Here is a 10,960-nt window from a genome sequence, read left to right on the forward strand (position 1 = left end):
GTAGCGACAGCAGCCTATCGACTTATTTATCGTTGGACAGTCCTGACTGCGTTCGGGCGGTTGTGTCCGTGCCGGCCATGGCCGCTCGGGCGGTTGTCCGTGCGGGCGGTTGTCCGTGCGGGCGGCGTCCGTCGACGGGTTTCCGGCCGGGGCGAGAGGGACGAGGAGGGAGGGGCATGGATCTGGCCTTGCTGCGCACGTTCGTCACGGTGCACCGGGCCGGCTCCTTCACCCGCGCCGCCGCCCTGCTGGGCCTCTCACAACCGGCGGTGACCAGCCAGATCCGCACCCTGGAGCGGCAGCTGGGCCGCCCGCTGTTCCTGCGCCAGGCCCGTGGCGTCACGCCCACCACCATCGGCGACGAGCTGGCCCACCGTGCGGCGCCGCACCTGGACGCGCTGGTCGAGATCGCCGAAGCAGGTCTGGACGACGAGTCGGGTGTACGGACGCTCCACTTCGCCGGACCGCCCGAGTTCACCTCCGTACGCGCCCTGCCCGCCCTGACGGCGCTGGTAGCCCAGGGGCTGGCGCTGCGGACATCGCTGGTCCCCGCCGCCGAGGACGTCCTGGGCGGACTGGCCGCCGGGCACCACGATCTGGCCATCGCCACGGCGCGGCCACGCGGCGGCCTGCTCACCGCGACCCCGCTCTGCGACGAGGAGCATGTCCTCGTCGCCTCCCCCCGCTGGGCGGCCCGGCTGGCGCCCGGCGTTCTGCTGCGCAAGGGCGCCGTCGTGCTGGAGCAGCTGCCGGTGATCGAGGTTCATGAGTCGCTGCCGTTCGTCGCGCGCTACTGGGCTGCGGTCTTCGAGTCGAAACCGGCCGCCGCGGCCACCGTCATCGCACCCGACCTGCGCGCCGTCCTCGAATCCGCCGCCTCGGGCGCCGGCCTCGCCGTACTGCCCCGCTACTTGTGCGCGGACGCCCTGGAGAGCGGCCGACTGGTGGCGCTGCTGGATCCGCCGGTGCCCCCGCTGCGGACGTACTTCCTGGCCGTACGCGCCGGCACGCTGTCCCTGCCGCACATCGCGCGGGCGCACGAAGCGCTGCTGCGCGCTGCGACCGACTGGTGACGGCTGGTGCGGGGTGTTTCAGAAGGGCTTCTACGGGCCATTTTCAAGCCATGACCGAACGTCCAGTGGTCAAGCGCACCGCACGCGCCATTCTGCTCGACGGTGACGATCTCATCCTGATCAAACGCACGAAGCCGGGCATGGATCCGTACTGGCTCACCCCCGGCGGCGGGGTCGAGCCGGGAGACGCGACGGTCGTCGACGCCCTCCACCGTGAGGTGCACGAAGAACTCGGCGCCAAGATCACCGATGTGGTCCCCTGCTTCGTCGACACGGTCGAGCACATCGTGGACGGTGGCGTCTCGGGCGTGAAGGTGCAGCACTTCTTCGTGTGCCGCCTGGAGTCGATGGATCCCGCTCAGCGGCACGGCCCCGAGGTCGAGGAGCCGGTCGGCGAGTACGAGATCGTACGGGTGCCCTTCAACCGGGTCGGGATCGCCGCCGTCCACCTCGTACCGCTGTCGCTCCGGCACTACCTGGACGGCAACATCGAGGGCGTACGCGCCATGCACGCCCCTGACCTCGGCTGACGGGCCCGGGACCACCCTGGGCCGGTTCAGTCGGCCGCCGCGACGAGTTCCTCCAGCGAGTCGTGGCGGATCCGCTCGTACGGCATGCCGACGCCCCGCAGCGCGTCGACACCACTGCGGATCATGCCGGGCGGGCCGGAGAGGTACGCGTCGTACTCGTTCCAGGGGCCGTACTCGCGCACCACATCCGGCAACTGCGTCTTGCCGTCGATGATGGCCCGCACCTCCAGCCACGGATGGACTTGCTGGAGCCGCAGCATGGTGTCGATGTCGTACAGATCGTGATCGGTACGGGCGCCGTAGAAGACCTCGACGGGGCGCCGCGCACCGTGCTCGGCGACATCCTCGACCAGCGCCTTGATGGGTGCGATACCGGTGCCGCCGCCCAGGCACAGCAGGCCGTTGTCGGTGCTGTGGTCGACGGTCATCGAGCCGGCCGGCGGGCCCAGGCGCAGGACGTCACCGGGGCGGGCGTGGTGCACCAGGGCGTTGGACACCCACCCGGCCGGGACGGCCTTCACATGGAACGACAGCAGACCGTCGGAGCGGGGCGCCGAGGCGAAGGAGTAGTGCCGCCAGATCCGCGGCCACCACGGGGTTTCAAGGCTTGTGTACTGCCCGGCCAGGAAGGGGTACGGCTGGTCGGGGCGGACGGTGATGACCGCGATGTCGGGCGTTCTCAGATCGTGCGAGACCACCTCCGCGTGCCACCAGGCGGGGGCGTGGCGCTCGTTCTCGGCAGCCGCGTCGATCATGATCTGGGAGATCGTGGTGTACGTGCGGACCCAGGCCGCCTCGGTCTCCTCGTCCCACGTCGTCGTCGCGTACCGGCTCAGCGCACCGATGAGGGCCTCGCCGACGGCCGGGTAGTGCGAGGCGTCGGTGCCGTACTTGCGGTGGCCGCGGCCCAGGTGCTGGAGGTAATCGGTGAGCACCTCGGGGTTGTCCATGTGCTCGGCGGCGGTGAGCAGCGCCTTGAGGAGCCGGTCGCGCTGCGCTTCCATGGCGGCGGGGAAGAGGGTGCGCAGCTCGGGGTGGCGGGTGAAGAGCAGGGCGTAGAAGTACGAGGTGACCTTGTCGGACACGGGGGCGACCTCGCCGAGCGTCCGCCGGATGCGTATCGCGTCGGGCGACCCTGACTCCACGGCCGGCTCGGGGCCGGACTGCCCGGCGGGAACGGCGTCCGGTACGCCCCGGGGCTCGTGAGCGCGGTCCCCGGTGTCAGGGTGGCTGGTCGGCGTCTCGGCTGCCGAGCGGTGGTCGACCGGCGGTTGGGGTGCCGAGCGGTGGTCGACCGGCGGTTGGGGTGCCGGGCGGTGGTCGACCGGCGGTTGGGACGCCGAGCGGTGGTCGACGGCCGGCTGAGGAGCTGAAGGCCGCCGGTTGGCGAACGGCTCAGGTGCCGGCTGCTGGGCAACAGGCGGCTCAGGCGCCGGCTGCTGGGCGCCCGAGCCGTCCGGCCACGGCACGGTCGGCGGCTCCTGCGCCACCGGCGCGGAGGTCACGGGCTCGGCGGGCCGGGGCTCGGCAGTGCGGGACTCGGCAGTGCGGGACTCGGCAGTGCGGGGCTCGGGGGTCCGTGGGTCGGCCGGGGAAGCACCGGCCGTCAGGGCCTCGGCAGGACCAAGGGAAGCCACCGGGGGGTGCGCGGGCCCGGCAGCGGCTGCCTGGGGCCGGGGGGCGGCGAAGGGGTCGGTGGACGTCCCGGCGCCGGGCCTCGACTGAGAGGTACGTGCCGCACTGGCGCCCACCAAGCGTATGGAGGTGAGGGGCCGACGCTGGCCGGCTATTCGCTCGCGGCTCCCGTCCGGGTCCTCCGCGGGTCCGCCCGCCGCAGGCCCGGGGAGCCCGTCGGGACGGGCGGCGTCCGGTCCGGCGGGCTTGGCCGGGACCGGCTTGCGCGGTGTGAACCAGCCGCCACCCCCGCCGCTGTCGCCGGAAGTGCCGTTGTCGGCCGACGTGGTGGTCGGAGCGTCCATAGAGTGCCTCGCCTCGAACATCTTTCGGTCGGTCTGCGCACTTCCGTCGGCCCGGAAGGTGCCTCAATTCGCCGCTTTTCGCCTAGTGATCGCTGCTTGCCGCCCACAGTAACCCTCACCCGCACCGCGAATCGGGACGACTACGACTCGATGTGACATTGACCGCAGTTGCCGTCGTCGCAGCATGACAGGAGTTGCCGGCCCATCGGACTGAGCGCGGAAAGACCGGATTTCGTACCCAGTTTTCGTTAGGCTGCGTTACCGCCATGTCTCTGAACTAACGACGCTCTCGTACCAGTTCGTAGGCCTCCCGGAGATCGCCTCCCGTATAAGCATGCGTGGCAAGCCCGGACAGATGATGGTCCGCGTTGATCGCCACCGCTACCGGGACGGTCGCGAAGATCTCCGCGTCCGACATGGAATCACCGTATGCAACACACTCGTCCAGTTCCACCCCCAACCCTGCACAGAGTTGGTTCGCGATCTTCACTTTCGCGGATGCGTTGAGAATGCCGTCGCGATTGACCGGCTGGGTGAATGGCACGGCAGGCCAACGTGAACCGTGGGTGGCATGCGCACCCCAGTCCAACAGCCGCTCGACGAAGAAATCGGGCGACAGGGAGATGACGGCACAGTAGCCGCCCTCCGCCCGGATGTCCCCCCAGACCTCACGGATGCCCGTCAACCAAGGCGCACCCTCGAACGCCGCCTCGACGTGTTCCAGAGTGAGCCCGGACCACAGCTCCCTGGCCCGTACGGCGAACTCGTCCGGAGCCAGGGCATGTGCCAGGAACTCGCGCTCCAGCTCAGCGATCTCAGCACCGAGGCCGAGCTGGCGGGAAATCTCCACGGCTGCCGCTGACCCCCGGATCAGTGTGCCGTCCAGGTCGAACAGATGGAGTCTGCGTGGGCTCGCCATGGACCGGAGGTTAGTACGTGCGGGTACACCGTCGGCAGACGTCATCGGAAGGCCCTCCGGGCACCGTGTTTCACGTGAAACATCACAGGCCGCGCCAGCCACCCTCGTCGACGCCGCCTGGTACCGCTTCCCCCGGCTCGTAGGGCTCCCGGGTGAACACGAACGATCCGAGGTCGAGGTGGCTCACCGAGCCGTCCGCTCGTCGCACGACGCGCAGCGTCTCCCCCGCGAAGTAGCCATCCAGACCGGTCCAAGTGCCATCCGTCTCGGCCTGGAAGCGCGAAGCGCGCCCCTGCCCTCGTAGAGGACGCAGTTCCACACCGCCATCTGCGACGACTCCGAGACCGTAGGAGTACGTCCCCCAGTACCAGGGTCCGGTCAGATCCAGCAGCGCCGGATCGACCCCGGGCAGCGGTCGCCAGGGCTCCGGAATGCGCGGCTCGGCATCGGCCACGATCCGCACGAGGTCAGCCGCGACCGCGCCGGCCAGCGGGCCCGACGTCGCGTTGGCCAGCACGACGGCGGCGACATCGTCTTCCACGCTCACCCACAGACCGGCGAGGAAACCCGGCAGGGAACCGCTGTGCCCGACGAGGGTGCGCCCATCCCGACGTACCAACTGCACGCCCAGCCCATAGCCACCGTCCCAGTCACCGGCCTCCGGCGGCACAGCAGGGGTACGCATCTCCCGTAGCGTCTCCGCGCTCAGTACCCGCCCGTCGCCGTCCGCCAGGAACGAGGCGAACCGGCAGAGGTCCGAAGCGGTCGACCAGAGCTGACCGGCCGGAGCCATCAGCCCCAGATCCTCGGCCGGTTCGGGCAGCATCACTTCGGCCCATGGATGCACCGCCCACCCTCCGGCATGCGGCGCGGCAGGCTGGGTGCTTGTCCGCTCCAGCGCCAGCGGCTCCAGGATCTCGGCCTTCAGCGCCTCCTCCCACGGCACGCCCCGCACCGCCTCGACGAGTGAACCGAGCAGTGTGTAACCGGTGTTGGAGTAGTGGTGACGCCGCCCCGGCGGGTGCAGCAGCGGCTGCTTCCCGAGCACGTCGGCAAGCTCCGGGCGCAGTGTCCCCGGCGTACGCTCCCACCACGGCGCGGGCGACTCGGCCGCCAATCCAGCGCTGTGGCCAAGCAGCTGTCCAATCGTCACCTCGCCGACACCGGTCCCGGGCAGGTGCTTCTCCAGCGGGTCCCCGAGATCGAGCAGCCCTTCGTCACGCAGCCGCATCACCAGGACGGCCGTGAACGTCTTGGTGATGGAGCCGATCCGGTACTGCGTATCGGCGTCCGGCGCCTGCCCGTCCACACAACTGCGCCCACCGGCCCACAACCTCCGCCCGTCCCTGGCCACCGCGCCGACCAGAGAAGGGGTGCGCCCTTCGGCCTGCGCTGTGGCGACCCGGTGCAGGAGTGCCCGCTCGGTGCTGGGAAGCAGTGCTTCGAAAGATGAGGTCATTCCCCAGATCTACCGGCCCACCGTCGCCCCCGTCGACCACATTCCCCCGCCACCGGCCTCAGCGCCCTCGTGCCAGCCCCCCCCGAGCCGAGGTTCAGCTCGGTGACGATCAGGTCTGCGCCATGTCCACGAAACGTGAGTAATGGCCCTGGAAGGCCACGGTGATCGTGGCGGTGGGGCCGTTACGGTGCTTGGCCACGATCAGGTCGGCTTCGCCCGCGCGCGGCGACTCCTTCTCGTAGGCGTCCTCGCGGTGCAGCAGGATGACCATGTCCGCGTCCTGCTCGATGGAGCCGGACTCGCGGAGGTCGGAGACCATCGGCTTCTTGTCCGTACGCTGCTCCGGGCCACGGTTCAGCTGTGATAGCGCGATGACCGGAATCTCCAGTTCCTTCGCCAGCAGCTTGAGGTTTCGCGACATGTCCGAGACTTCCTGCTGACGGCTCTCGGCACGCTTGGAGCCACCGGACTGCATCAGCTGGAGATAGTCGATGACGACGAGCTTCAGGTTGTTCCGCTGCTTGAGGCGACGGCACTTCGCGCGGATCTCCATCATCGACAGGTTCGGGGAGTCGTCGATGTAGAGCGGAGCCTGGGAGACGTCCGGCATACGCCGTGCCAGCCGCGTCCAGTCCTCGTCCGTCATCGTGCCGGAGCGCATGTGGTGCAGGGCCACCCGTGCCTCCGCCGACAGCAGGCGCATCGCGATCTCGTTACGGCCCATTTCGAGGGAGAAGATCACGCTTGGCAGATTGTTCTTGATGGACGCGGCCCGGGCGAAGTCCAGCGCCAATGTCGACTTACCCATCGCGGGACGAGCAGCGATGACGATCATCTGGCCCGGATGCAGGCCGTTCGTCAGCGAGTCGAAGTCGGTGAAACCGGTCGGCACGCCGGTCATCTCGCCGCTGCGCGAGCCGATCGCCTCGATCTCGTCGAGAGCGCCTTCCATGATGTCGCCGAGCGGCAGGTAGTCCTCGCTCGTCCGCTGCTCGGTGACCGCGTAGATCTCGGCCTGGGCCGAATTGACGATCTCGTCGACGTCGCCGTCGGCGGCGTATCCCATCTGCGTGATCTTGGTGCCCGCCTGGACGAGACGGCGCAGCACCGCCCGCTCGTGGACGATCTCCGCGTAGTACGAGGCGTTCGCCGCGGTCGGCACCGACTGGACCAGGGTGTGCAGGTACGCCGCCCCGCCAATGCGGTTGATCTCACCGCGCTTGGTCAGCTCGGCGCCCACCGTGATCGGGTCGGCCGGTTCCCCCTTGGCATACAGGTCGAGGATCGCCGTGTAGATGGTCTCGTGGGCCGGCTTGTAGAAGTCATGGCCCTTGATGATCTCCACGACGTCCGCGATGGCGTCCTTGGAGAGCAGCATGCCGCCGAGCACCGACTGCTCGGCGTCGAGGTCCTGCGGCGGCACCCGCTCAAAACCGCCCGTGCCGCTGTCCCACGGCCCGCTGTCGCTGCCCCGCTCGTGTTGCTCCTCACGGCCCCGGCCACGGCTACGGCTGTCGCTGCCGCGCTGACGGGAGACGGGCAGACGGTCACCGGGACCGGTGTCGGTCCAGGGGTCGTCCAAGGGCTCGGGAATGCTCACCGGCCCACCTCCTCCCGTCCGCTCCGCGGACCTCGCCGTGCCACTCTTTCTACGGCACGACACTGACAAAGCGAGAGGCTCAACTCCGCTTCTGGCGCGTCGAGCGCCGCACCACGGTAGGCCCGCGGGCACCGTCAGCCAATCTGGTTATCCACAGGGCCTGTGGGTGAAGACCCAGATGCTGTGGAGAACTCCAGTGAACCTGTGCACGGAGCGGGGGACAGCCGTGTGGACAAACTCATAGCGGATCCACGCCACCGCCGCTGACCTGGTGTTATTCCGTCCACCGGCTGTGGGGGAGAAAAACTTTCCCGGCTGCGTCAAGATCAGAACAAACGGCGCACACCCCGGGCTCCACCCCACCGGAAAGTAAGGATCACTAAGGCATTGCATCTCTTACCTGTGGAAGATTAGATTGCCCTCATGACCCAGGCCCCCGCCCGACCCAAGAGCGACCGCCGCCGACACGACCGTGAGATCATCGCGCTCGCCGTCCCGGCCTTCGGAGCACTCGTCGCCGAGCCGCTCTTCGTCATGGTCGACAGTGCCATCGTCGGTCATCTCGGCACCCCTCAGCTCGCCGGCCTCGGCATCGCGGCCGCCCTGCTGTCCACAGCGGTGAGCGTCTTCGTCTTCCTGGCCTACGCGACCACAGCGGCCGTCGCCCGCCGGGTCGGCGCCGGCGACCTGCCGGCGGCCATCCGTCAGGGCATGGACGGCATCTGGCTCGCGCTGCTCCTGGGGGTGGCCGTCATCGCCGTCACCCTGCCCGCTGCACCGTGGCTGGTCGATCTCTTCGGGGCCTCCAGCACCGCCGCTCCTTACGCCACCACCTACCTGCGTATCTCCAGCCTCGGCATACCGGCCATGCTCGTGGTGCTCGCCGCCACCGGCGTACTGCGCGGCCTCCAGGACACCCGGACCCCGCTGTACGTCGCCATCGCCGGCTTCACGGCCAACGCGGTGCTCAACGTGGTCCTCGTCTACGGCGCCGGCCTCGGTATCGCGGGCTCCGCCTGGGGCACCGTGATCGCCCAGTGGGGCATGGCCGTGGCCTACCTCTTCGTGGTCGTACGAGGAGCCCGGCTTCACGGCGCCTCACTACGGCCTGATGCCGCCGGCATCCGGGCAAGCGCCCAGGCAGGGGTTCCGCTCCTGGTCCGTACGCTGTCGCTGCGCGCGGTCATGATGATCGCCACCGCCGTCGCCGCCCGGCTCGGCGACGTCGATGTCGCCGCGCACCAGATCATCCTGTCCCTGTGGAGCCTGATGGCCTTCGCCCTGGACGCCATCGCCATCGCGGGACAGGCCATCATCGGCCGCTACCTGGGCGCAGGTGACGCCGACGGGGCACGAAGGGCCTGTCGGCGCATGGTGGAGTGGGGCATCGCCTCGGGGCTGGTGCTCGGCGCGCTGATCGTCCTGGCTCGTCCGCTCTTCATCCCGCTGTTCACGGCCGACACGACCGTCCAGGACACGCTGCTGCCCGCGCTGCTGGTGGTGGCGCTCTCCCAGCCGATCGCCGGAGTGGTCTTCGTGCTGGATGGTGTCCTGATGGGCGCGGGCGACGGCCGGTATCTGGCCGGGGCCATGGTGGTGACACTGCTCGTCTTCGCACCGGCGGCCCTGCTGGTGCCCGCACTCGGCGGCGGGCTGACGGCGCTGTGGTGGGCGATGGCGCTGATGATGACGGTCCGGATGCTGACGCTCTGGCTGCGCATGCGCTCCGGCCGCTGGGTGGTCACAGGCGCGACGCGTTGATCGAGTCCATGTTTCACGTGAAACACAGCAGAAGGGCCACACCCGGAGGTGCGGCCCTTCTGTGTTGCTACATCGCTATGCGATCGCCGAGAGCAGTGGCTCAGGCAGCGACGATCTCGACGTTGAGCTTCGCGACGACGTCAGCGTGCAGACGCACGGAGACCTGGTGCGAGCCCAGGGTCTTGATCGGCGAACCGAGCTCGACCCGACGCTTGTCGACCTCAGGGCCACCCGCGGCCTTGATCGCCGAGGCGATGTCGGCCGGGGTCACGGAGCCGAAGAGACGGCCGGCGTCGCCGGAGCGAACAGCCAGACGCACCTTCGTGCCCTCGAGCTGAGCCTTGATCTCGTTGGCCTGCTCGATGGTCGCGATCTCGTGGATCTTGCGGGCGCGGCGGATCTGCGCCACGTCCTTCTCGCCACCCTTGGTCCAGCGGATCGCGAAACCACGCGGGACCAGGTAGTTGCGAGCGTAACCGTCCTTGACGTCGACGACGTCACCGGCGGTGCCGAGGCCGGAGACCTCGTGCTTGAGGATGATCTTCATGTTTCGGTCACCCTCTCTTATCGCGCGGTGGACGTGTAGGGCAGCAGCGCCATCTCACGGCTGTTCTTGACGGCCGTGGCGACGTCACGCTGGTGCTGCGTGCAGTTGCCGGTCACGCGGCGGGCACGGATCTTGCCGCGGTCGGAAATGAACTTCCGCAGCATGTTCGTGTCCTTGTAGTCCACGTAAGCGGTCTTGTCCTTGCAGAATGCGCAGACCTTCTTCTTCGGCTTGCGCACAGGCGGCTTCGCCATGGTGTATCTCCTGTGTGATCAAGAAGTGGGGTACGAGCCCGAACCCTCTAGAAGGGGGGCTCGTCCGAGTAGCCGCCGCCGGAACCGCCGGAGCTTCCGCCCCAGCTGCCTCCGCCGCCCTGCTGCTGGCCACCGGCCGGCGCGCTGGTCGCCCAGGGGTCATCGGCGGGAGCGCCGCCACCCTGCTGGCCACCAGCCGGGGCTCCGCCCCAGTTGCCGCCGCCCTGCTGGCCACCGCCGTAGCCGCCCTGGCCGCCCCGACCGGTGGTCTTGGTGACCTTGGCCGTGGCGTTCTTGAGGCTGGGGCCGACTTCCTCGACGTCCAGCTCGAAGACCGTGCGCTTGACGCCCTCGCGGTCCTCGTAGGACCGCTGCTTCAGTCGGCCCTGCACGACGACACGCATGCCGCGCTGGAGCGACTCGGCGACGTTCTCCGCCGCCTGACGCCAGACCGAGCAGGTCAGGAACAGGCTCTCGCCGTCCTTCCACTCATTGGTCTGACGGTCGAAGGTGCGGGGGGTGGACGCGACACGGAACTTCGCGACCGCCGCACCGGACGGGGTGAAGCGCAGCTCGGGGTCGTCGACAAGATTGCCGACGACCGTGATGACGGTCTCGCCTGCCATGGGGAACCTCTCGGCGGGATAGCTTCTGGCTGCTTGCTGCTGCTACTCGAACCCGATGACCTCTGAGCCGGGGCTCAGTGGGTCTCGGGACGGAGGACCTTGGTCCGGAGGACCGACTCGTTCAGGTTCATCTGGCGGTCGAGCTCCTTGACGACCGCAGGCTCGGCCTGCAGGTCGATGACCGAGTAGATGCCCTCGGGCTTCTTCTTGAT

At 69.1% G+C, this 10,960-nt stretch carries 11 protein-coding genes; 3 read left to right on the forward strand and 8 right to left on the reverse strand.

The window, feature by feature from the left end:
• The first annotated feature begins 176 nt into the window (after nt 1–176).
• Nucleotides 177–1,073: a LysR family transcriptional regulator gene (locus QWM81_RS27790; RefSeq protein ID WP_290115172.1), complete on the forward strand. Its 897-nt coding sequence runs from the start codon at nt 177–179 to the stop codon at nt 1,071–1,073.
• 50 nt (nt 1,074–1,123) lie between these two features.
• Complete coding sequence (locus tag QWM81_RS27795) at nt 1,124–1,603, forward strand: NUDIX domain-containing protein (protein WP_290115173.1); 480 nt, start codon at nt 1,124–1,126, stop codon at nt 1,601–1,603.
• A 26-nt stretch (nt 1,604–1,629) separates the two neighbouring features.
• Here QWM81_RS27795 and QWM81_RS27800 read toward each other — a convergent pair whose 3' ends face one another.
• The 4 genes from QWM81_RS27800 to dnaB form a co-directional block, all read right to left on the reverse strand.
• Nucleotides 1,630–3,240, reverse strand: coding sequence for a globin domain-containing protein (locus tag QWM81_RS27800; RefSeq protein ID WP_435372471.1), 1,611 nt, complete (start codon nt 3,238–3,240; stop codon nt 1,630–1,632).
• 619 nt (nt 3,241–3,859) lie between these two features.
• The gene (locus QWM81_RS27805; RefSeq protein WP_290115176.1) at nt 3,860–4,501 is read right to left on the reverse strand and encodes an HAD family hydrolase; all 642 of its coding nucleotides are present in this window, start codon (nt 4,499–4,501) and stop codon (nt 3,860–3,862) included.
• 82 nt (nt 4,502–4,583) lie between these two features.
• Nucleotides 4,584–5,960, reverse strand: a complete 1,377-nt coding sequence (locus QWM81_RS27810) for a serine hydrolase domain-containing protein (protein ID WP_290115178.1) — start codon at nt 5,958–5,960, stop codon at nt 4,584–4,586.
• A 109-nt stretch (nt 5,961–6,069) separates the two neighbouring features.
• Nucleotides 6,070–7,560, reverse strand: a complete 1,491-nt coding sequence (gene dnaB / locus QWM81_RS27815; RefSeq protein ID WP_290115180.1) for a replicative DNA helicase — start codon at nt 7,558–7,560, stop codon at nt 6,070–6,072.
• 423 nt (nt 7,561–7,983) lie between these two features.
• On the opposite strand from dnaB, the gene QWM81_RS27820 reads away from it, so the two are divergent.
• Nucleotides 7,984–9,321: an MATE family efflux transporter gene (locus tag QWM81_RS27820; RefSeq protein WP_290115182.1), complete on the forward strand. Its 1,338-nt coding sequence runs from the start codon at nt 7,984–7,986 to the stop codon at nt 9,319–9,321.
• 100 nt (nt 9,322–9,421) lie between these two features.
• On the opposite strand, the gene rplI is transcribed toward QWM81_RS27820, so the two are convergent.
• The 4 genes from rplI to QWM81_RS27840 form a co-directional block, all read right to left on the reverse strand.
• Nucleotides 9,422–9,868 (reverse strand): 50S ribosomal protein L9, encoded by a 447-nt coding sequence (gene rplI / locus QWM81_RS27825; protein WP_290115184.1) that lies wholly within the window; start codon nt 9,866–9,868, stop codon nt 9,422–9,424.
• Between the two features lie 17 nt (nt 9,869–9,885).
• Complete coding sequence (rpsR, locus tag QWM81_RS27830; protein WP_005315025.1) at nt 9,886–10,122, reverse strand: 30S ribosomal protein S18; 237 nt, start codon at nt 10,120–10,122, stop codon at nt 9,886–9,888.
• A gap of 47 nt (nt 10,123–10,169) precedes the next feature.
• Nucleotides 10,170–10,748: a single-stranded DNA-binding protein gene (locus QWM81_RS27835; protein WP_290115185.1), complete on the reverse strand. Its 579-nt coding sequence runs from the start codon at nt 10,746–10,748 to the stop codon at nt 10,170–10,172.
• A gap of 74 nt (nt 10,749–10,822) precedes the next feature.
• Nucleotides 10,823–10,960: 30S ribosomal protein S6 (locus QWM81_RS27840; protein WP_290115186.1), on the reverse strand; the 138-nt coding region annotated here is incomplete at its 5' end.

Source organism: Streptomyces ficellus (assembly GCF_030406405.1).
Lineage (GTDB): Bacteria > Actinomycetota > Actinomycetes > Streptomycetales > Streptomycetaceae > Streptomyces > Streptomyces ficellus_B.

Coding starts and splice junctions, on each gene's coding strand:
- QWM81_RS27790 (WP_290115172.1), top strand. CDS start 177: ATGGATCTGGCCTTGCTGCGCACGTTCGTCACGGTGCACCGGGCCGGC.
- QWM81_RS27795 (WP_290115173.1), top strand. CDS start 1,124: ATGACCGAACGTCCAGTGGTCAAGCGCACCGCACGCGCCATTCTGCTC.
- QWM81_RS27805 (WP_290115176.1), bottom strand. CDS start 4,501: ATGGCGAGCCCACGCAGACTCCATCTGTTCGACCTGGACGGCACACTG.
- QWM81_RS27810 (WP_290115178.1), bottom strand. CDS start 5,960: ATGACCTCATCTTTCGAAGCACTGCTTCCCAGCACCGAGCGGGCACTC.
- QWM81_RS27820 (WP_290115182.1), top strand. CDS start 7,984: ATGACCCAGGCCCCCGCCCGACCCAAGAGCGACCGCCGCCGACACGAC.
- rplI (WP_290115184.1), bottom strand. CDS start 9,868: ATGAAGATCATCCTCAAGCACGAGGTCTCCGGCCTCGGCACCGCCGGT.
- rpsR (WP_005315025.1), bottom strand. CDS start 10,122: ATGGCGAAGCCGCCTGTGCGCAAGCCGAAGAAGAAGGTCTGCGCATTC.
- QWM81_RS27835 (WP_290115185.1), bottom strand. CDS start 10,748: ATGGCAGGCGAGACCGTCATCACGGTCGTCGGCAATCTTGTCGACGAC.